Genomic DNA, 20,780 nt, shown 5'->3' with positions numbered 1-20,780 from the left:
TTCTAGCTGAGCGAACTATTTTATTAACGGGGATTTTCCCTTTAAATTTAGAAGGTAAAAACCGAACAACAAAGGATTGTTTGCAAATCAGATGAAGGAAGAGGAAAAAGATGACTAAAGTGCGAGTACGTTATGCTCCAAGTCCAACAGGACATTTACACATCGGAAATGCCCGAACAGCATTGTTTAACTATTTATTTGCACGTCATAATGATGGCGAATTTATTATCCGTATTGAGGATACGGATCAAAAAAGAAACATTGAAGATGGTGAAAAAAGCCAGTTAGAAAATCTTGCATGGTTGGGCATTGATTGGGATGAATCTCCTGCAAATCCTGGAGAATATGGCCCATACCGTCAATCAGAACGCGGAGAACTTTATCAGCCGTTGATTGACCAATTGCTAGCAAGTAATCGTGCCTATAAATGTTACTGCACGGAAGAAGAGTTGGAAGCAGAGCGTGAAGAACAACGTGAACGTGGTGAAATGCCTCACTATGGCGGAAAGTGCGCTAATCTGACACCAGAAGAACAAGCAAAAAAAGAAGCGCAGGGCATCCAGCCAGTTATTCGTTTCCGGGTTCCAAGAAATACTGAGTACAAGTTTCAAGATATCGTAAAAGGCGAGATCGTTTTTGAATCAGATAATGTTGGTGGGGATTTTGTCATTCAAAAACGTGATGGCATGCCTACGTATAACTTTGCAGTAGCAGTCGATGATCATCATATGAAAATCACTCATGTGTTGCGTGGGGACGACCATATCGCCAACACACCGAAACAGTTGATGATCTATGAAGCGTTTGGCTGGCAAGCACCCCAGTTTGGACATATGACACTAATTATCAATAGTGAAACAGGGAAAAAATTAAGTAAGCGCGATGAGTCGATTTTACAATTTATTGAACAATATCGTGAATTAGGATATTTACCAGAAGCAATGTTCAATTTTATCGCACTTCTTGGATGGTCACCTGTAGGAGAAGACGAGTTGTTTTCTCAAGAAGAACTGATCCGAATGTTTGATCCGGAACGCTTAAGCAAATCCCCAGCGGCTTTTGATGCTAAAAAACTAGAGTGGGTCAACAACCACTATATGCGGCAAATGGATCTAGAACAGCTGACAGAAATGTGTCTGCCGTATTTAGTTAAAGCAGGTCGTATTGAGGAAGAGCCTTCCGCAGAAAAAAGAGATTGGCTGAAAAAGATCGTTTCACTATATCAACCACAAATGAGTTATGCTGCACAAATTGTGGAAGTTTCTGAGTTATTCTTTAACGAACATCCTGAATTGGATGCTGCGGCTAAAGAAGTCTTGGCTGGTGAAACTGTTCCAACTGTCCTTCATGCTTTTAAAGAAAAATTGACTGCTATGACTACAGTTGACGCACCGACCGTTAAGGCTGCGATCAAAGAAATTCAAAAAGAAACTGGCATCAAAGGCAAAAACTTGTTTATGCCGATCCGTGTTGCTGTCTCTGGACAAATGCATGGGCCAGAATTACCGGATACAGTAGAATTGCTAGGTAAAGAAAAAGCACTTGATCATTTAAATAATGTATTGTAAACACGAAGAATAGACGAAGTACTTACCTTTTTTTTGAAGAGAGATCACGGGTGGTGAAAGTGATCAAAAAAAGTAAGGAAATGCACCTAGGAGTGGTTTTGGCGCAAGTCAAAAACGGTCGCAGACGTTACCTGCATCAAGGCAGAAAATTCTGTGAACAAAAGTGGGACCACGTGGGTGAGCGTCTTTTGAATAAGGAAACTTATTTGAAAGACGCTTTTTTGTATGTTAAGTAATCAATAGGAGAAGCAGGTGAGAAGATGGCTTGGGTTCAAAAAGCAATTGCAGCAGCGAAAAAAAATGATCCTTCTGCTCGATCAACATTGGAAATCGTATTGTCCTATCCGGGCTTTCACGCGCTATTTTGGCATCGCTGGTCGCATTTTCTATTTCAAAAAAGACTTTTTCTTCTAGCTAGACTCACATCTCAATTTTGGCGGTTCCTAACGGGGATTGAGATCCATCCTGGTGCTCAGATCGGCGAAGGGGTTTTTATCGATCATGGTATGGGTGTCGTGATTGGAGAAACGGCTATTATTGAAGATGACGTCGTATTATTTCATGGCGTCACATTAGGCGGAACAGGCAAAGAAAAGGGAAAACGGCATCCGACGATTAGAACTGGAGCATTTATTTCAGCTCAAGCACAAATTCTTGGTCCAATCACAATAGGAGAGAATGCTAGAATCGGAGCCAGCGCGGTGGTTCTTAATGATATTCCTGATGGAGCGACTGCTGTAGGAATACCGGCTAAAGTTGTAAGAATCAAAGGAAAGAAGGTTAGTCAAGATGATCAAAATTTATAATACACTGACACGTGAAAAAGAGGTTTTTCAACCTATCGAAGAGGGTAAGGTGAAAATGTATGTCTGCGGACCAACTGTTTATAATTATATCCATATCGGCAATGGTCGCAGTGTTGTATCCTTTGACACGATTCGCAGATATTTAGAGTACCGCGGGTATGATGTTGATTATGTTATGAACTTTACTGATGTTGATGATAAAATTATTCGCACAGCAGAAGAATTGCAAACGACAGCTCCAGCGATAGCCAATCGTTTTATCGAAGCATTCAAAGAAGATACAGCGGCATTAAATGTTCAACCAGCTACACTAAATCCTCGAGTGATGGATCATGTTGAAGATATTATAGCCTTTATTCAAGCATTGATAGATAAAGGATACGGATACATAGCGAAAAATGATGTTTATTATCGTACGCGTAAATTCAAACATTATGGTCAGCTGAGTGATCAATCGATCGATGAGTTAGAGATTGGTGCTAGTCAACGAACGGGTGAAGAACAAAAAGTTAAAGAAGATCCGTTAGATTTTGCTTTGTGGAAAGCAGCTAAGGAAAACGAAATTGCTTGGGATTCACCCTGGGGACAAGGGCGTCCGGGCTGGCATATCGAGTGCTCAGTTATGGCGACGAAACATTTAGGAGAAACGATAGATATTCATGGCGGCGGACAGGACCTCACTTTCCCTCATCATGAAAATGAAATTGCACAGAGCGAAGCGAAAACGGGTAAGACGTTTGCGAATTATTGGATGCACAATGGGTATGTCACGATTGGCGAAGAAGAAGAGAAAATGAGTAAATCGTTGGGTAATTTCGTTACCGTCCATGAGATGGTTCAAAAAATTGATCCGCAAGTTCTGCGCTTCTTTTTGGCTACTACCCAATATCGGCGCCCAATCAAATACAGTGAGACGACATTGAAAGAGGCAGAAACAAATCTGCAAAAATTGAGAACAGCCTTGGAGAATGCACAATTTCGTTTGCAAAATAGTAAAGAAGAATCCCAAGAAGGAACGGATCATGCTCTCTTAGCAGAATTTGAAATGCGCTTTATACAAGAGATGGATGACGATTTCAATGCAGCAAATGGCATCACAGTAGTATATGAACTTGCAAAATGGTTGAACACTTACAGTGAAAGTGCATCAATCGACGTAGAATTATTGACTGCTGCAATTGAAAAATTCAAGGAATGGCTAGCCATCTTTGGGATTTACTTTGTGGGTGAGAAACTTTTAGATGAAGAGATCGAACAATTAATCGAAGAACGCATTCAAGCAAGACAAGCAAGAGACTTTGCTCGAAGTGATGAAATTCGGGATGCGTTAAAAGAAAAAGGGATTATCTTGGAAGATACAGCACAAGGTACTCGGTGGAGAAGAGACGCATGAGAGATTATAAACAATTAAATGGCTTAGCTTTGGCCTATATTGGGGATGCTGTTTATGAAGTATACATTCGGGATCACTTGATTGCCCAAGGACAAACAAGGCCTAATCAGCTTCATCATCTGGCAACTCACTATGTATCTGCAAAAGCTCAAGCAGCATTGATCCAAAAAATGCTTGATGAAGAGATAATGACTGAAGAAGAATATGATTTTTATCGTCGTGGACGAAATAGTAAAAGCCATACTAGTGCAAAAAATGCCGATATAACCACCTATCGCATCGCTACAGGCTTTGAATCATTAATCGGGTATCTTCATTTGACAAAACAACAGGATCGTTTAGACACGCTTGTAGCGTGGTGTATCAAGAAAGTAGGGGAAGAAGATGAGAGAAAAGAAACAAAGAAAACCGTCGCGTCAAAACACGCCAAAGAATAAACAGAACACGAGGAAAAATTTTCGTGAAGACCCCATCGAAGTAGCTGATGAGAATTTTGTATTTGGCTATCATGCCGTGATCGAAGCGTTGAAAGAAGGACGTGGAAATAAATTATTTATGGCAGAGGATGCTCGAGGAGAAAAAATCGATGGGTTAAAAGAAGCAGCAAGGATTCAGTCAGTTCCAGTCAAATGGGTGCCAAAACAAAAGCTTGATCAGATGAGTAATCAAGGTGTCCATCAAGGGGTGATTTTAGCTGTCACTCCCTATGAATATCTCTCTCTTGATGAGTTATTAACGCAGACAAAAGAGCAGCCGTTTTATTTGATCTTAGATAACTTAGAAGATCCGCATAACTTCGGTTCAATCCTGCGTACAGCAGACGCTAGCGGTGTAGATGGGATCATTATTCCAAAACACCGTGCGGTAGGAATTACTCCTGTTGTGGTGAAGACATCTACGGGAGCTGTGGAACACATTCCGATTGCCCGTGTCACTAATGTGAACCAAGCGATTCAACAGCTAAAACAAGCGGGTTTTTGGATTTTTGGAACAGATATGAAAGGAACAGATTACCGTGTGTGGAATGCTCAAGGAGCCGTTGGATTGATTATCGGCAATGAAGGACGCGGAATGAGTGAAGGATTGAAAAAAGAAGTTGATGAGATGCTAACGATTCCGATGACTGGTCATGTACAAAGTTTGAATGCTAGTGTGGCAGCTGGTTTATTAATGTATCAAGCATTTACTAGTCGAAATGGGGCGCCGCAATGAAAACGCCCCTGCTGATTGTCGATGGCTATAATATGATTGGAGCCTGGCCTGAATTAGTCTTATTAAAAAAACAAGACCGTTTAGAGGATGCAAGAGAAGCTTTGTTGCATCGTTTATCCAATTACTCAAAGTATGAAGGGATAAAGATCATAGTGGTATTTGACGCACAGTTAGTTCCAGGGATTACTCAAAGCTACAGCAAATACCAGTTACAAGTTATCTTTACTGAAGAGGGTGAAACTGCGGATAGCTATATTGAACGCATCGCTGGACAATTGAATGACCGTTTGACACAAGTAACAGTTGCAACAAGTGACTTGGCCGAACAATGGGTTGTTTTTTCTCAAGGTGCGTTGCGAACTTCTGCTCGGGAGCTCTATAAAAGTATTGAAAAAACAGAAGAAGCAATCCATCAGCATCAAACGGATATCAAATTTGAAAATTTTCGCAGAAACTCCCCATGGACACCTGAACAATTAGCAGAATTAGAAAAAAAACTGCATGATTTGAGTTAGGGACAAAGTTGGCTTGGAAAATGAGAAACTAATGAACGAGAATATGTTACGCTCTTTTTGTACCAAAAATTAATCATAAAAGGAGCGTAACGAAATGAAATCAGAAAAAGAATCGGTCACTAGGAGTTCAGAAGAATTCGAAGCAATGTTTTTTAAGTATCGCCCTGTGGTAGAGATAATGTACAAAAAATATTATCTCAAGGATTATGATTTAGATGACTGGATGCAAGAAGGACGCATTATTTTTGACAAGTGTTTGCAAGCTTATGATGAGAATCGAGGAACGACACTAGGGGTTTTGTTTAAGCGCTCATTTGAAAATCGAATCTGTAGCTTGTTACGGTTGCAGCAAGCGCAAAAAAGAAAGGCGCAACTAAATTCGTCTTCTCTTGAAGAAAAAATTTCTCATGAAGGACCAAACTTTCTTTCGGATCAAAATGAACAGACTGAAAAAGCAGAAAAGTACTTGATGCTTCAAGAAACTATGAACAAATATGACTCTCCATTTTCAAAGTTGGAACAAATTGTTATTATGAATTATTTAAAAGGATTAGAACTTGAGCAAATCGCAGCACAAACGAATCTTCCAATCCAACAAATTAAGAGCGCTTACAATCGTGGGAAAAAGAAAATGAAAGCAATTCTTATGAACACTTAGAGAAAATCTTATTGAAAGAATAATTCTTTTGTGGTAAACTTGAAATTTTCTGTAAATTAGAGTATACTATTGCTTGAGGTGAATGCGATGCCAACAACTTTAGCAACAATCAAAAAAGATCTAGAAGGTCGTATCGGCAGTGAAATTATGCTAGTTGCTCAAACCGGGCGTAAACGTCAAACGGAACGCCGTGGCGTTTTGACAGAAACATACCCTTCTGTATTTGTAGTGGACTTAGATCCAAACGAAAATTCGTTCGAACGTGTTTCCTATAGTTATTCGGATATTCTAACTCGAACGGTTGAGATTGAATTTTTAACAAAAGCTGTTTGATCAGAAAAGGGCTGACAAAATGTTGGCTCTTTTTTTGTTTTTTAAATATTGAATTAGTTAGGAGAGAAAAGAATGATTACTAGGATAAAAGAATTGCATGAGATGTCCGGATTAGAATTTCACCAAATTGCCTCTTTACGAACCCAAGTATTTGTCGTGGAGCAAGATTGCCCTTATCAAGAAGTAGATGCAATTGATTTGATTGCTAAGCATCTTTGTATTTTTGATGACCAGCAACAAATTGTCTCCTATGCTCGAATATTTTATGAGGAAGAAATGGTTCATTTTGGTCGAGTTTTAGTGAATCCTTTGTTTCGAGGTCAAGGGTATGCGGATAAATTACTACAAGAGATTATCAAATACTTAGATCATTTTTATCCAGGCACTTCTATTCAAATCGAAGCTCAAGCGCATTTGCAGAAATTTTACGGAAAATATGGCTTTGTCACTGTTTCCGATCCTTTTGATGAAGATGGAATTTTACATGTGGTTATGAGAAAAGAGAAATAAAAGCAGTCATATTACTTATAAAAAAAGACGAACAAATCATGAATAACTCTTTGCTCTGACATATATTTGTCAGAGCTTTTTTGATTTCAAGAGCTATCCATTATTGTTCGAATCATTCTAGCGAAATATCTAGTTAAAAGGATCGCGATTCACGTCATTAGTTGTGATATTTGTACGGGCTTCTGTTTGTACTTTCAATAAGTCGCGAATTTCTTGAAGATAATCTTCGGCGGTAATTTCTGGTTCTTCTTCAACTGGTTTTTGATGAAGATTGCGCAATTTATTCACAGCTTTAACGATTAAGAATAGAACAAAAGCAGTAATCAAGAATGTAATAATTGCAGTTATCACTTGACCAAAATTAAAGACGACATTTTTTTTAGGTTCCCAAACAAGCCCTGAAAATGTATCTTCGCTGCCGAAAAGTGAAAATACAAGCGTAATTAAAGGTGTTAAGAGCCCTTCTACCAAGCTGGTGACAATCGCCGTAAAAGCACTACCGATGACAACCCCAACAGCCAAGTCAATCACATTTCCGCGCAAAATAAATTCTTTAAATTCTTTGATCATAAATAAGCCTCCTTTAAATTTATTCTTAGTATAACGAATAAACGATGATTTATAAAAATATACGCCCGTAAACTAAGTAATTTTTCTGGAAACATTCTGCATTATGCTATAATTAAAGGGATGATTCTTGAGAGAATAAGGGGTGCATTATGGCAATTGAACTAAAAAAAAATGTTCGACTTACAATTTTACCGACTAAAAAATATAAAACAATCCGCGTTTTTATTCGTTTTACTTCGCAATTAGCTGCTGAAACAATTGCGAAGCGCACACTATTGACGAGTTTATTAGAGACCTCTAGTTTACGTTATCCCACTCAGACAGCCTTTAGTACGCAGCTAGCAGCACTTTATGGGGCAAGCTTTGGCATGAATGTCAATAAAAAGGGTGATCTTCATCAAGTCAATGTAGCGATGTCATTTGTTAATGGCAAGTATGTAGCAGATGAGAAACTATTTGCACAAGCAATTTCTTTTTTAAAAGAAGTCCTATTTTCTCCAAATATCATTCAGAACGAATTTGAGACAAAGAACTTTTTGATAGAAAAAAATAATTTAATTGCTTATATGAGAAGTATCGCAGAGGACAAACAAGCTTTTGCTTCATTAAGTTTACAAGAATTATATTTTTCGCAAAGTAGTAATCAAAAAATTCCAAGTTTTGGTCGTCCTGAAGATCTGGTAGATGTGACGGCAAAAGAATTAGTAGAAACATATACTTCGATGATAAAGGAAGATCCAGTAGATATATTTGTTATTGGAGATGTTGAAGAAGCTCAAGTAGTTGAAGTAATGGAGGGACTGCCGTTTGCAGATCGTCCTGAGAAAGATCTCACTGTTTTTTATCAACAAAAAACTGAAAATGTTATCCGTGAGAAGATTGTCCGAGAACCTGTGACTCAAGCGAAACTAAACTTAGGTTATCACACGGGAATTTATTATAACCAACCGGAACGTTTTTCTCTCATGGTTTTTAATGGACTATTTGGAGGTTTCCCTCATTCAAAACTATTTATGAATGTGAGAGAGAAAGAGAGTTTGGCATACTATGCTTCAAGTAATGTGGATACATTCCGCGGTTATTTGTCTGTTCAAACAGGAATTGATGGCAATAATCGAGATCAAGTCTTTGCTTTAATTGAACAACAACTTCAAAGTTTGCAAAAAGGTGAAATTACAGAAGCTGAATTAGCACAGACAAAAGCCATGCTCAAAAACCAGTTTTTATTATCGCTAGACAGCCCGCAGTCTTTGATAGAAACAGAGTATCTCAATCAATGGGTACCAAATACTGAAATGAGCGAAGAACAGTTTATACAGCGCTTGGAAGAGGTATCTGTGACAGACGTTCAGAAGATCGCTCAAAAGATCGAACTTCAAGCTGTATTCTTTTTAGATAAGGAGCCTGGTCATGAATAAAAAACATTATAACCAAATAAATGAGGTCTTATATAAGGAGACATTACCTAATGGACTGACAGTTTATTTATTACCGAAAGAAGGATTCCATAAAACTTATGGTCTGTTCAGCACAGACTATGGCTCCATTGATAATCATTTTGGCTATGTTGATGGAACGATGCATACTGTACCAGATGGTATTGCACATTTTTTAGAACATAAGCTTTTTGAAAAAGAAGATGGTGATGTCTTTCAAAAATTTGGGCAGCAAGGAGCATCCGCCAATGCTTTTACCAGTTTCACAAAAACAAGTTATCTTTTTTCGGCAACAGATCAAATTAAAAGGAATTTAGAAACTCTTTTAGATTTTGTACAGATGCCATATTTTACGAAAGAAACGGTTGAGAAAGAGAAAGGAATCATCGGACAAGAAATACAAATGTACGATGATGATCCTAATTGGCAACAATTTTTTGGTATCATTAAAAATTTGTATCCAAAACACCCATTGCATATTGATATTGCAGGAACGATTGAAAGTATAGCAGCTATTACAGCAGAAGACCTCTACCTGTGTTATCACACGTTCTATCATCCAAGTAATATGACTTTGTTTATAGTTGGAAATATTGATCCGGAAGAGACCATGAGATGGATTAAAGAAAATCAAGAAGCTAAAGATTTTTCTGTTGCAAAAGAGATTCGACGTGAATTTCCAGAAGAATCAGTGGAAGAGATCATTCCAGAAAGTACCATGAGGATGCCTGTTACGCGACCAAAAGGTGTCTTGGGTATTAAAGGAGATATGGAAAAACGACCGACAGAAGGTCGGGAATTGCTACAATACAAACAATCGTTGAATTTATTGTTCCAACTACTTTTAGGCAACACTTCTGCTAACTACTTACGGTTGTATGATCAAGGGGTAATAGATGATACGTTTGGTTTCGAAGTCAGTCTGGATCGCAGTTTTTATTTTGCAGATTTTTCTGGAGATGCTGAATCCCCTGAAAAAATGCTTCAAGCTGTTGAAGAAATTTTACTCAATTACCAAAATGATCCTGAAATAAACGAAGAAAATCTTGAATTGCTTAAGAAAAAAATGCTTGGAAAATATTTTCAATCTCTCAATTCATTAGAATTTATTGCTAATCAATTTACGCAAAGCTTATTTGGCGAAACTACACTCTTTGATTTGCCAGATGTCATCCGTTCCATTACGTTAGATGATGTTCGATCTGCTGCTAAAGTATTCATCGATCAGAAAGCATTCAGTCGTTTTTACTTGTTGCCAACTAAAACTAGTTAATTTATTGTTGTAGTTTAGGATGCCGTCTATGCATTTTTTGCTAGAGGGCTCTTGTTTTTGCGAAAAAATGAGGGATGAGATCAAAAAGTATTAAATTTTGTTTGCGACTTGCTTGAATGTTATCCTCAGTCAATTTTTTTTATGGTATTCTTTAACTGATACTGATCGAAAAATTTTCATTTCTGCTGAAAAATCAAACATAAAAATGTTATATTTAATAAACACCCCATTAATAAAGCAATCTTAGGATGTAGAGGAGAAAAGAAATAGATTCTTCCATCCAAGTGTTTGCCTACCATAAAATGAATAGTAAAGACTGGAGTAGATGATCGAGTGGCCAACGAAACTACGATTGGAGCAAAATTACGGCAAGCCCGTTTAGATAAACATATTTCATTAGACGAGTTACAACAAATGACAAAAGTCCAAAAAAGATATTTGGAAGCAATTGAAGCAGATCGATTTGAACAATTGCCTGGGACTTTTTATGTTCGTGCATTTATTCGCCAATATGCAGCAGCTGTAGGTGAAAACGGTGATAAGTTAGTTGCAGTATTTGACGGAAAAGATACATTGACTGAACCATTGCCTAAAAGGCCTCAGCCTGAGACCGTAAGCGGATCGCGAAAAGCCATGCATGTGGAAGAAAAAGATGGCTCTTTTCTGTCACGCTATTTACCCATGATCTTATTAGGTTTAGTAGCAGCTACTATTATCTGTATTGTTGGATATATGGCTTGGCAAGACCGACATTCAACCCCAATGATTCAAGGCAGCTCAACTCCAGTTGTTGAGAATTCAGCTTACTCGTCTAGCACAAGCACGAGTGAATCAAAAGAAAGTAAAGAAACCAGCGAGTCAGAAACGCAATCTTCAAGCAGTACTGCATCTAGTGAAAAAGAAATGACTATGACCAAAGGGGAGTCTTCTCAATCAGACATCACTATTTCAATTAAAGATGCAACTGACCCAATCAAATTAGAATTAACAGGACTAGATGCTTCATGTTGGGTAGGTATTCTTGTGAATCATGCTTATGTTTATCAGTATACGTTACAAGCTGGTGAGGTCCAATCAACGACATTACCAGAAAATGCTACAAATGCGACTATCGTTCTTGGTGCAAGTCAAAATATCCAAATTAAAGCAAATGGTCAAAAAATAGATTTTGATGATCCTCAGTATAAATTGCTACAAAAAAATGTGCATTTGGCGATTGAGTATCAAGAAACGAACTAATTAAACGAATCACTAGTTATTAGAAACATAACATTGTTCCTACGGCAAGTGTTGTAGTAGCATGATTTCCGTTTTTTTCGTACAATATTTGTCAGAGAGGAGTATATTTTGTGAATTTACCTAATCAATTAACAGTACTACGTATCATAATGATTCCTATATTTATTTTAGTTTTGGCGTTACCAATCGATTTAGGAACATTAAACGTTGGAGGCGCCGACTTACTCACAACGCATCTGATAGCAGCCATATTATTTGCTGTTGCAAGTATTACGGATTGGCTAGATGGAAAAATTGCTCGTTCCAGAGGATTGGTGACCAACTTTGGGAAGTTTGCAGATCCATTAGCGGATAAAATGCTAGTGATGACTGCATTTATAATGTTAGTCGAATTGGATAAAGCGCCAGCTTGGGTAGTATCTATCATTATTTGTCGCGAATTAGCAGTCACTGGTTTGCGACTGTTGCTGGTTGAGCATAATGGAGAAGTCCTTGCAGCTGCTTGGCCCGGGAAAATCAAGACAGCGACTCAAATGGTTGCCATCATTTTCTTGTTTATTAACAACCTTCCTTTCTCACTCATAGGGATTCCATTTGATCAAATCATGTTGTACTTATGTTTGATCTTTACAATTTATTCCGGAATCGATTATTTCATAAAAAATGCGAGTGTTTTTAAAGGCTCAATGTAATTTCTAAAAAGTTCAGAGAAATTCTGAACTTTTTTTGTAAAAAAAATCAATTATAGCGTAGTTGATAAATGAAGGAGTAATGACATGAAGGCAGAGATTATTGCAGTAGGAACCGAATTACTTTTGGGACAGGTGGTGAATACCAATGCAACTTTCTTATCGGAAGAATTAGCTAGTCTTGGAATCGAAGTATACTACCATAGTGTTGTAGGAGATAACCCACAACGTTTAGAGGAATTAGTAACACTTGCGGAGAACCGCAGTGACTTGATTGTCTTTTGTGGCGGACTCGGACCTACAGAAGACGATTTAACCAAGCAAATTGTCGCAGAGCATGTGGGACAAGAACTAGTTCGTGATGAAGCAGGTTATGAGCAAATGTTGACCTTTTTCAAAAATGGTCAGCGTTTTATGACAGAGAACAATTTGAGACAGACGTTGGTATTTAAAGAAGGTACAGCGTTACCCAATGCAACGGGTTTAGCCATCGGTATCTTCTACCGGACAGCAACAGCAGCATATCTCCTTTTACCTGGACCGCCAAGCGAACTGAAACCAATGTTTGTTCATCAGGCGCGTCCTATTTTACAAAAAGAGTTTCCTTCAGAAGAGCAGTTGATTTCTCGAGTTTTGCGATACTATGGGATCGGAGAATCTGCGTTAGTGACTGAGCTTGCAGATCTCATTGACTCTCAAACCAATCCTACGGTAGCTCCCTATGCTAAACCGAATGAAGTTACCTTACGCTTAACGGTGAAAACGGCTGATGAATTGGAGGGACAAGCCCAATTAGATGAATTAGAACAAAAAATCCAAGCAAGAGTGGGTGAATACTTTTATGGCTATGGGGAACATACATCATTGGCCCAAGTAGTTGTTGATTTGCTGAAAGAAAAGAGAAAGACTGTGACAGCAGCAGAGAGCTTGACAGCGGGGCTCTTTCAAGCAACTTTAGGAGATATCGCAGGCGTATCTCGTATATTTTCTGGCGGATATGTTACGTATTCCAAAGAAACAAAAAGCAAGATGTTAGGCATCAACGAAGATTTGTTGACGACTTATGGAACTGTCAGCAAGGAATGCGCAGAAGCGATGGCGCTCGCTGCAAGAGACAAAGAAAAAACCGATTATGCACTTTCTTTTACAGGAGTTGCCGGCCCTGAAAAGCTTGAAAACCAACGGCCAGGGACGGTCTGGATTGCATTAGCAACTGATGAAGGTGTAAAAAGCAAATGCTATCATTTCACCAGAGACCGAGCATACATTCGTCATAGTACCGTGATGGCAGGATTAGACCTATTACGTAAGGAATTATTAAGGTAATGCGAATGTTTGTTCGTTTTTTCTTGCATTTTTATAAAAGAAGGACTATTATTAATTTAGTAATTGACACACGAAAGTGATGAGAATAAGGAGGATTATCCGTTTGGCAGATGATCGTAAAGCAGCTTTAGATGCTGCACTGAAAAAAATTGAAAAGAACTATGGTAAAGGGGCCATTATGAAACTTGGTGAGAAAGTCGATCAACAAATTTCGACGATTCCAAGTGGTTCATTGGCTTTGGATGTTGCTTTAGGTGTAGGTGGTTACCCACGTGGACGTATTGTTGAAGTATATGGACCAGAAAGTTCTGGTAAAACGACAGTTGCTTTACACGCAATCGCTGAAGTTCAAAAAGGTGGCGGAACAGCAGCCTTTATTGATGCTGAACATGCTCTAGATCCTCAATACGCGCAAAAATTAGGCGTGAATATTGATGATTTGTTGTTATCTCAGCCGGATACAGGTGAACAAGGCCTCGAAATCGCTGATGCCTTAGTATCAAGTGGAGCTGTTGATATCGTTGTTATCGACTCAGTGGCGGCTTTAGTACCACGAGCAGAGATCGATGGTGAAATGGGGGATACCCACGTTGGGTTACAAGCACGGTTAATGTCCCAAGCATTGCGTAAATTATCTGGATCAATCAATAAGACCAAGACGATTGCGATCTTCATCAATCAAATTCGTGAAAAAGTTGGGATTATGTTCGGAAATCCTGAAACAACTCCTGGGGGACGTGCACTTAAGTTCTATTCAACGATCCGTTTAGAAGTTCGTCGTGCAGAACAGTTAAAATCCGGAACTGATATTATCGGAAATCGTACCAAAATAAAAGTTGTAAAAAATAAAGTAGCGCCACCTTTCAAAGTTGCCGAAGTTGATATGATGTATGGACTAGGAATCTCTCAAGAGGGAGAACTACTTGATATGGCAGTAGAACAAGATATCGTTGATAAAAGCGGTGCTTGGTATGCCTATAAAGGTGATCGCATTGGTCAAGGGCGTGAAAACGCAAAGAACTATATGCGTGAGCATCAAGAAATGATGATGGAAGTTTCAGCTCGCGTTCGTGATGCATACGGTATTGGAACAGGAGAAACCGTTGTAGAAACAGAAGAGGCGCAAGAAGAACTACCATTAGACGAATAAGAACTTTTATCGATTTCACAAGGCCAAACATTTTGTTGTTTGGCTTTTTTGTGCGAAAAAACATGGTTTCTTATAAAAATTGCACGTTAAAACGAAACATATAGGGGTTGGTATGCACAGGATTTAAAGTTGACACTCTTGTACACAAACATTAGAATAAACTTATGTGGGTTTCCACATAGCAGTAGGCAACTTGATAATTTATTTTAATTTGTTTATCAAAACTACAAAATATTGTAAAAAGATAGTATGGAGGTGGATTCATTGGAACAACTTTACATTCTCCTCGCTATCATCGGTTTAATTGTCGGTCTTGGATTAGGAGTTTTTGTCACCAAATCTCGCCATGAAAAAGAGATCAATGGTGCAAAAAATTCTGCAACTGGAATTATCGAAAGCGCTAAGAAAGAAGCAGAAACTCTAAAAAAAGAAGCATTGTTAGAAGCTAAGGAAGAAAATCAGCGTTATCGGTCAGAGATTGAAAGTGAGTTGAAAGAAAGCAAACTTGATTTAAAATCACAAGAAAATCGCTTGCTCCAAAGAGAACAAGTACTTGATCGCAAAGATGATTCTTTGGAAAAACGAGAGCGCTCACTGGAAGAAAAAGAAAACAGACTTAGTGAGAAACAACAATTAATTGACGAGCGAGAAAAAGAAGTAGAAAAACTAATCGATGGACAACAACAAGAATTAGAGCGCATTGCAGCTTTGTCTAGAGAGGATGCCAAAGAGTTAATCATGAAATCAACAGAAGAAGAGTTGAATCATGAATTAACGATTATGGTAAAAGAATCAGAACAACGAGCAAAAGAAGAAGCAGATCGTAAAGCGAAAAACTTATTGTCGTTAGCGATTCAACGTTGTGCTGCAGACCAAGTATCAGAAACAACGGTATCTGTTGTGTCATTGCCAAATGATGAGATGAAAGGTCGAATTATTGGGCGAGAAGGACGTAATATTCGGACATTAGAAACATTGACTGGTATTGATTTGATTATTGATGATACTCCAGAAGCAGTTGTTCTATCGGGATTTGACCCAATTCGTCGAGAAATTGCGCGAATGACATTAGAAAAACTGATTCAAGATGGACGAATCCATCCTGCGCGTATTGAAGAGATGGTTGAGAAGTCTCGTAAAGAAATGGATGAACATATCCGTGAATATGGAGAACAAGCAGCCTTTGAAGTTGGTGCACATACCCTACATCCTGATTTGATCAAGATATTAGGACGTTTACGCTTTAGAACCAGCTATGGTCAAAATGTATTGAATCATTCAATCGAGGTGGCAAAACTTTCTGGTATTCTGGCTGCTGAACTAGGTGAAGATATTCAGTTAGCAAAACGGGCCGGACTTCTTCATGATATTGGGAAAGCACTTGATCATGAAATTGAAGGATCCCACGTCGAGATTGGTGCCGAACTTGCTGCCAAATATAAAGAAAATTCTGTAGTCATTAATGCAATTGCCTCCCACCATGGAGATGTAGAAGCCACTTCTGTTATCTCTGTTTTGGTAGCTGCAGCAGATGCTTTATCCGCCGCTAGACCAGGTGCACGTAGTGAGTCTCTAGAAAATTATATTCGTCGATTACAAAACTTAGAAAACATTGCAAATGGATTTAAAGGTGTGGATTCTAGTTTTGCGGTTCAAGCAGGAAGAGAAGTCCGCGTTATGGTTAAACCTGAAGAAATCTCCGATTTAGATGCGGTGCGTTTAGTACGTGATATTCGTAAGAAAATTGAAGATGATCTTGATTATCCAGGACATATTAAAGTGACAGTTATTCGTGAAACGCGAGCAACTGATTACGCGAAATAGCCAAAGAAGCCCCCCAATTCAAAAATCGGGGGGCTTCTTTTTCAAATAAATTAGCGCAGGATACCGAGATACTGGATAATCCTAGATAGAACACTAGATTTTTCTTCTACGAGCAAAATCTACAAATCGAAACTTGTCTAAGCGGTGAATGGATTCAGTGTACTCAAAACAACGAGTATCTTCAAGATAAACCAAACTACGTACTGTGACGACATGTTGATCTTCAGGATGAAGATCCATTAAATCTCTTAATTCTTTATTGACTGGATCTACGGTGATTTCTTTTTGTGCGTAAGCAATTTCCAAACCAAGATCATTCTCAAAATAATCATAGATTGAAACTTGTGCGCGATGCTTAGGCAATTCTTCAATAATCGAGGCGTCTAAATAGTCTTTATCCAGAATGACGACTTCACCATCGATCTTTCTTTGGCGTATCAATTTCCAAGCTTCCGAAGCAACCGGCCAATCAGTAATACCATGCAGTTTCGGTGAAACTGCAATCTTCCGAATTTCGACCACTGTTGTTTCACTAGGAATGCGTTGAGTATCTTGTAATTCTTTAAAACTGGTTAGACCAGAGATAGGAAAATCAAAGCGATTTAAATCTAATACAATCGATCCTTTTCCTTGTTTTTTTTGAATGTAACCGGCATCCTTCAAAAGGTTCAACGCTTTTCGAACAGTTTCGCGAGACACATTGTACATTTTTATCAATTGGTTTTCACTCGGTAAAAGCGAGTGCGGTGGATATTCGTTTGATAGGATCTTTTGTTCAAGATCCAAAAATATCTCTTTGAATTTATTCATGGGATTGCCTCCTCTTGCCTATTATAGCGAGGGCATTTTTGAAAAGCAATCGGCTATTTAGCTAATAATTCATCAATCGAAATATCCGTTAGTTTTTCGACGATTGTATCTGCACCGTGCAATTCTTCACCCGAATAAACACCAACGGCATACATACCAGCAGCTTTAATACCATCAATTCCTGCTTGAGCATCTTCAAAACCAACCGCATCACTAGGTTTAATCGCTAACCCCTTTGCTGCTTGAACAAAGATTTCTGGATCGGGTTTGCCTTTAGAAAGAGTAGCTGGGTCGATGATTATGTCAAAATCTTGCATAACCCCTAATTTATCTAAAATAAAAGGGGCATTCTTAGAAGCCGATGCGATGGCACAAGGAATTCCTTTTTGTTTTGCTTCATCTAGAAAGGTTTTGACACCAGGAAGAAGATCATCCGGAGTTAGACTTTGAAGTAATTGAACATAGTGAGTATTTTTTTTGCTTGCTAACGCTTCTTTTTCTTCTAAGCTATACGCATCATTTTTGTTTCCCAAAGTTAAGATACGCTCTAAGGAATCCATCCGACTAATCCCTTTCAATTGTTCATTGAATTTCAAGTCGATTTCAATACCAATTTCAGCAGCAAGTTCTTTCCAAGCGATGTAGTGATATTTGGCTGTGTCTGTAATTACACCATCTAAATCAAAAACAAATCCTTTTTTCATAATGGTACGCTCCTTTAATAGTTGATAGATTGTTCTTTATTGGCTTCTAATTCATGAGTAGCGCCGGAAAGAATAATCCTTGTATTTTGGTCAGCTGAAACTGTCAATGTTTCATGTGTAACATTAAAATGATAATTAACGCCTCTGACTTGAATAGCAAATTGAATAGCTTGCCATTGTTTAGGCAGATTTGGATTAATACGCATGACATCTTCACGAAAATCAATTCCAGCAAATGTTGTTAATGGAATGTAAAGAGTTGCCGCCATTACACCAGCATGGATTCCTTCGGCAGTGGTGCCACCTTGTATATCTCGGTAATCTGAATAGAGCGCCTCTTGATATAAAGACCAAGCAAGGTCTTGCTGATCCACCATTGCAGCTAATTGGGCATGTACAACTCGAGAGAGGGTGGATCCATGGGAAGTTCTGTCTAGATAGTAATGTAAATTTTTTTCTACATAGTCGTCAGGTAAGCGATAGGCAAGATCATCTAAAATTTGCTGTACTTGCGTGGCTGAGAAATTGTAGAAAATCATTAGACTATCCGCTTGTTTGGCTACTTTATAAGCATCTGCGCTTTTTCCTTCAGCATTTAAGATACGGTCCATACGATAAATGTTTCCATATTTTTCTTTGTAGTGATCCCAATCTAAGTCTTTTAAATCGAAATACCCTTCAAACTGAGCAATAATTCCTTCGGGATTGATTTCCAAACATAGATTTTTGCGAATTTCGGACATTTGAGCAAAATTTTCTTCTGAAAGACCAACCTTAACAGCTACATTTTGGAAGATTTCTGGAGAAATTTGGGTGCGTAATTTTTCCACTTCCTCAAATAACCATACTACCATCATATTGGTATATGCATTATTTTTCAAGCCGCCTTTTGTACTATCAGGATAACTTTCATGAAATTCATCAGGTCCCATTACTCCTTCGATCGAGTAACGCCCAGTATCAAAATCTAAAATAGCTGCACTTTGCCAGAAATGGGCAATCTCTAAAATCAATTCTAAGCCATATTGCTCCATAAATGAGCGGTCGCGAACATTGTGCCAATATTGCCATACATTATAGGCGATTGCTAAGGACACATGACGTTGCAATCGGCTATGGTCTTCCTTCCATTCACCACTAATTGGATTTAAATGAAGTTCTTGAGATTGCTCCGTTCCGTCTAGCCCTGACTGCCATGGGAACATGGCTCCTTGATAACCTACCTCTTTAGCTGCCTTCTTCGCTGCAGCCAAGCGTTGATAACGGTAAAGCAGTATCTCTCTGGCAGTCTCAGGAAAACGAAGAATATAAAAAGGCAAGATGAACAATTCATCCCAAAAAATGTGGCCTCGATAAGCTTCTCCATGTAGTCCACGTGCTGTAATACTAGCGTCAATCGATTGCTCATAAGCATTGGGAGCTGCTGATACTAACAAATGATAGGTGTGAAGATTCAGCATTTTTTGGGACATTAGATCGCCTTCAATGGTAATAGCAGCTTTTTCCCATAATACATCCCAAGCAGCTTTTGATTCGGTATACATATCTTCAAAGCGAGGCAGTGATAGTAGAGCCAAATCGCTCGCAGCTACTTGCTCTTCATGTTGATATTTATCGACAGTAACTGATTTTTCTAAAGAATAAGTTTTGTCCTTCTCAGCAAAAATTATTAATTTTTGAATGACTTTTTCCGCAGTTTTCTCTGATATTAGTGTTTCAAGAGGAAGATCATCAGAAAATAGGGACGAAGCTTGCCAAACTGTGATGTTTGATTGATTGGTTCGAGCAATTAGCAGAGCGATATTTTTGTGAAATTTAGTTTTTTGAATGGTTAAGTGTTTATTCGTCAAGCTTCGATAACGTTCGACATTATAATTAGTGACTGTACCATCGGCTTCACTTACTACTTCAATTTCTCCAGAAAAATTAAGTGGCGTAAATCGATAACGAATGGAATAGTAGTGACTGTTTTGCATATTAGCAATTTTTTCTGTCTCAATTCGTAATTTCTTTTTTGTTTTTGTCTCGATTTCCGCAAAGGCGGTAAATAGGCCAGTTTTTAGATCTAATTGGCGCTTGAAAGACACAAGGGTATTTTGTTCGATATCAATCTTTTCATTGTCAATGACTAAATAAATTTTCTGTAGATTTGGTGCATTGACAAAATCTTCATTTTCAATTGTTCGATTAGAGACATTTGATTGAGTTGTATTGTAGAGACTTGCCAAATAAAGACCTGGATAGTTGGCATCAGAAATTTCCATTTCAGGCGTGGTACCTCGTAATCCAATAAAACCATTTCCTACTGTTAACAAAGATTCGACAGAGTATTCATCTTTACCTGGGGTGTAACCATAATATTCTAATTTCCAAGGGATCTCCAGACTTTTTTCTTCAAAGGTTTCTTCTGTTCCGCATACAAAAGCCCGATTTAATTTTTCGGTTAACCATTGATCTAATGAGAAGGTTCCTTCTTCGTTTGTAAATACGAGTGAAGAAGATAGTACTCCTCCGTATTGATTCTTCTCAAGCTGTTTGATTAAGGCTGTTATTCGTTCACTAATCGTTCCTGTAAACGTAAATGCAGTACCTGTGGGGGTAGTCAAAATCCATTGATCTTTAGAAATCTCAATTTTATTCACAGTATTCTCTCCTTTTTACTTGTCTATACATGCAAGGAGATTATAACTTATATTGTAAGCTTTTTCAATTTAATATGAATGTTTTTTAAAATTTTCCATACAAATTGAGATGTGATTATTTC

Annotated in this window: 20 protein-coding genes and 1 other annotated feature; of the genes, 16 read left to right on the top strand and 4 right to left on the bottom strand. The window is 38.2% G+C overall.

Annotation, left to right across the window (positions count from 1 at the left end; genetic code table 11):
• The first annotated feature begins 110 nt into the window (after window positions 1-110).
• The 9 genes from gltX to Q0A12_RS13735 all read left to right on the top strand — a co-directional run bounded on the left by gltX (window position 111) and on the right by Q0A12_RS13735 (window position 6,995).
• Window positions 111-1,568, top strand: coding sequence for a glutamate--tRNA ligase (gltX, locus tag Q0A12_RS13775; protein WP_291293202.1), 1,458 nt, complete (start codon window positions 111-113; stop codon window positions 1,566-1,568).
• Window positions 1,565-1,760: a binding site (T-box leader), on the top strand. (Overlaps the previous gene by 4 nt.)
• A 68-nt stretch (window positions 1,761-1,828) precedes the next feature.
• Entirely contained in the window at window positions 1,829-2,374 is a 546-nt protein-coding gene (epsC, locus tag Q0A12_RS13770; RefSeq protein ID WP_291293201.1) for a serine O-acetyltransferase EpsC, read from the top strand.
• On the top strand, window positions 2,358-3,767 hold the full coding sequence (gene cysS / locus Q0A12_RS13765; protein WP_291293200.1) for a cysteine--tRNA ligase: 1,410 nt from the start codon (window positions 2,358-2,360) through the stop codon (window positions 3,765-3,767). The genes epsC and cysS overlap by 17 nt, the downstream gene beginning before the upstream one ends.
• Window positions 3,764-4,204 (top strand): Mini-ribonuclease 3, encoded by a 441-nt coding sequence (locus tag Q0A12_RS13760; protein ID WP_291293199.1) that lies wholly within the window; start codon window positions 3,764-3,766, stop codon window positions 4,202-4,204. Before cysS ends, Q0A12_RS13760 begins: the two co-directional genes overlap by 4 nt.
• Entirely contained in the window at window positions 4,152-4,979 is an 828-nt protein-coding gene (gene rlmB, locus Q0A12_RS13755; protein ID WP_291293198.1) for a 23S rRNA (guanosine(2251)-2'-O)-methyltransferase RlmB, read from the top strand. The genes Q0A12_RS13760 and rlmB overlap by 53 nt, the downstream gene beginning before the upstream one ends.
• On the top strand, window positions 4,976-5,494 hold the full coding sequence (locus tag Q0A12_RS13750; RefSeq protein ID WP_291293197.1) for an NYN domain-containing protein: 519 nt from the start codon (window positions 4,976-4,978) through the stop codon (window positions 5,492-5,494). The genes rlmB and Q0A12_RS13750 overlap by 4 nt, the downstream gene beginning before the upstream one ends.
• Window positions 5,495-5,588: 94 nt before the next feature.
• Complete coding sequence (locus Q0A12_RS13745; protein ID WP_291293196.1) at window positions 5,589-6,152, top strand: sigma-70 family RNA polymerase sigma factor; 564 nt, start codon at window positions 5,589-5,591, stop codon at window positions 6,150-6,152.
• A gap of 87 nt (window positions 6,153-6,239) precedes the next feature.
• Entirely contained in the window at window positions 6,240-6,485 is a 246-nt protein-coding gene (locus Q0A12_RS13740) for a Veg family protein (RefSeq protein ID WP_003128972.1), read from the top strand.
• Between the two features lie 72 nt (window positions 6,486-6,557).
• Complete coding sequence (locus Q0A12_RS13735) at window positions 6,558-6,995, top strand: GNAT family N-acetyltransferase (RefSeq protein ID WP_291293195.1); 438 nt, start codon at window positions 6,558-6,560, stop codon at window positions 6,993-6,995.
• Window positions 6,996-7,124: 129 nt separating this feature from the next.
• Here Q0A12_RS13735 and mscL read toward each other — a convergent pair whose 3' ends face one another.
• On the bottom strand, window positions 7,125-7,565 hold the full coding sequence (gene mscL, locus Q0A12_RS13730) for a large conductance mechanosensitive channel protein MscL (RefSeq protein ID WP_291293194.1): 441 nt from the start codon (window positions 7,563-7,565) through the stop codon (window positions 7,125-7,127).
• Between the two features lie 149 nt (window positions 7,566-7,714).
• Between mscL and Q0A12_RS13725 the strand changes: the two genes are divergently transcribed.
• The 7 genes from Q0A12_RS13725 (at window position 7,715) to rny (ending at window position 16,502) form a co-directional block, all read left to right on the top strand.
• A complete protein-coding gene (locus Q0A12_RS13725) occupies window positions 7,715-8,983 on the top strand; it encodes a pitrilysin family protein (RefSeq protein ID WP_291293193.1) in 1,269 nt (422 codons plus the stop codon).
• Complete coding sequence (locus tag Q0A12_RS13720; protein WP_291293192.1) at window positions 8,976-10,274, top strand: pitrilysin family protein; 1,299 nt, start codon at window positions 8,976-8,978, stop codon at window positions 10,272-10,274. The genes Q0A12_RS13725 and Q0A12_RS13720 overlap by 8 nt, the downstream gene beginning before the upstream one ends.
• A gap of 333 nt (window positions 10,275-10,607) precedes the next feature.
• Window positions 10,608-11,513, top strand: a complete 906-nt coding sequence (locus Q0A12_RS13715; RefSeq protein WP_291293191.1) for a RodZ domain-containing protein — start codon at window positions 10,608-10,610, stop codon at window positions 11,511-11,513.
• Between the two features lie 110 nt (window positions 11,514-11,623).
• Window positions 11,624-12,205 carry a CDP-diacylglycerol--glycerol-3-phosphate 3-phosphatidyltransferase gene (gene pgsA, locus Q0A12_RS13710; RefSeq protein ID WP_291293190.1) on the top strand — a complete coding sequence of 194 codons (582 nt, stop codon included), beginning with the start codon at window positions 11,624-11,626 and terminating at the stop codon, window positions 12,203-12,205.
• An 84-nt stretch (window positions 12,206-12,289) separates the two neighbouring features.
• Window positions 12,290-13,528 (top strand): competence/damage-inducible protein A, encoded by a 1,239-nt coding sequence (locus Q0A12_RS13705; RefSeq protein ID WP_291293189.1) that lies wholly within the window; start codon window positions 12,290-12,292, stop codon window positions 13,526-13,528.
• Between the two features lie 103 nt (window positions 13,529-13,631).
• A complete protein-coding gene (gene recA, locus Q0A12_RS13700; RefSeq protein ID WP_291293188.1) occupies window positions 13,632-14,678 on the top strand; it encodes a recombinase RecA in 1,047 nt (348 codons plus the stop codon).
• Window positions 14,679-14,927: 249 nt separating this feature from the next.
• On the top strand, window positions 14,928-16,502 hold the full coding sequence (rny, locus tag Q0A12_RS13695) for a ribonuclease Y (protein ID WP_291293187.1): 1,575 nt from the start codon (window positions 14,928-14,930) through the stop codon (window positions 16,500-16,502).
• 93 nt (window positions 16,503-16,595) lie between these two features.
• Here the strand turns inward: rny and treR are convergent, their stop codons facing one another.
• The 3 genes from treR to Q0A12_RS13680 are packed head-to-tail and all read right to left on the bottom strand — an operon-like array spanning window position 16,596 to window position 20,658.
• Entirely contained in the window at window positions 16,596-17,312 is a 717-nt protein-coding gene (treR, locus tag Q0A12_RS13690) for a trehalose operon repressor (protein ID WP_291293186.1), read from the bottom strand.
• A 53-nt stretch (window positions 17,313-17,365) separates the two neighbouring features.
• Window positions 17,366-18,016, bottom strand: coding sequence for a beta-phosphoglucomutase (gene pgmB / locus Q0A12_RS13685; protein WP_291293185.1), 651 nt, complete (start codon window positions 18,014-18,016; stop codon window positions 17,366-17,368).
• Between the two features lie 14 nt (window positions 18,017-18,030).
• Window positions 18,031-20,658: a glycosyl hydrolase family 65 protein gene (locus tag Q0A12_RS13680; protein ID WP_291293184.1), complete on the bottom strand. Its 2,628-nt coding sequence runs from the start codon at window positions 20,656-20,658 to the stop codon at window positions 18,031-18,033.
• Window positions 20,659-20,780: the final 122 nt, after the last annotated feature.

Origin of the sequence: Enterococcus sp., from assembly GCF_022711995.1 — a bacterium.
Lineage (GTDB): Bacteria > Bacillota > Bacilli > Lactobacillales > Enterococcaceae > Enterococcus_D.
This window is presented reverse-complemented; position numbering and strand designations above follow the sequence as displayed.

Excerpts from the sequence above, each read along its gene's own strand:
- Q0A12_RS13740 (WP_003128972.1), top strand. The coding sequence starts at position 6,240 with ATGCCAACAACTTTAGCAACAATCAAAAAAGATCTAGAAGGTCGTATC.
- Q0A12_RS13705 (WP_291293189.1), top strand. The coding sequence starts at position 12,290 with ATGAAGGCAGAGATTATTGCAGTAGGAACCGAATTACTTTTGGGACAG.
- Q0A12_RS13720 (WP_291293192.1), top strand. The coding sequence starts at position 8,976 with ATGAATAAAAAACATTATAACCAAATAAATGAGGTCTTATATAAGGAG.
- Q0A12_RS13725 (WP_291293193.1), top strand. The coding sequence starts at position 7,715 with ATGGCAATTGAACTAAAAAAAAATGTTCGACTTACAATTTTACCGACT.
- Q0A12_RS13745 (WP_291293196.1), top strand. The coding sequence starts at position 5,589 with ATGAAATCAGAAAAAGAATCGGTCACTAGGAGTTCAGAAGAATTCGAA.
- cysS (WP_291293200.1), top strand. The coding sequence starts at position 2,358 with ATGATCAAAATTTATAATACACTGACACGTGAAAAAGAGGTTTTTCAA.
- rny (WP_291293187.1), top strand. The coding sequence starts at position 14,928 with ATGGAGGTGGATTCATTGGAACAACTTTACATTCTCCTCGCTATCATC.
- Q0A12_RS13735 (WP_291293195.1), top strand. The coding sequence starts at position 6,558 with ATGATTACTAGGATAAAAGAATTGCATGAGATGTCCGGATTAGAATTT.
- Q0A12_RS13760 (WP_291293199.1), top strand. The coding sequence starts at position 3,764 with ATGAGAGATTATAAACAATTAAATGGCTTAGCTTTGGCCTATATTGGG.
- treR (WP_291293186.1), bottom strand. The coding sequence starts at position 17,312 with ATGAATAAATTCAAAGAGATATTTTTGGATCTTGAACAAAAGATCCTA.
- pgmB (WP_291293185.1), bottom strand. The coding sequence starts at position 18,016 with ATGAAAAAAGGATTTGTTTTTGATTTAGATGGTGTAATTACAGACACA.
- gltX (WP_291293202.1), top strand. The coding sequence starts at position 111 with ATGACTAAAGTGCGAGTACGTTATGCTCCAAGTCCAACAGGACATTTA.
- rlmB (WP_291293198.1), top strand. The coding sequence starts at position 4,152 with ATGAGAGAAAAGAAACAAAGAAAACCGTCGCGTCAAAACACGCCAAAG.
- mscL (WP_291293194.1), bottom strand. The coding sequence starts at position 7,565 with ATGATCAAAGAATTTAAAGAATTTATTTTGCGCGGAAATGTGATTGAC.
- epsC (WP_291293201.1), top strand. The coding sequence starts at position 1,829 with ATGGCTTGGGTTCAAAAAGCAATTGCAGCAGCGAAAAAAAATGATCCT.
- Q0A12_RS13750 (WP_291293197.1), top strand. The coding sequence starts at position 4,976 with ATGAAAACGCCCCTGCTGATTGTCGATGGCTATAATATGATTGGAGCC.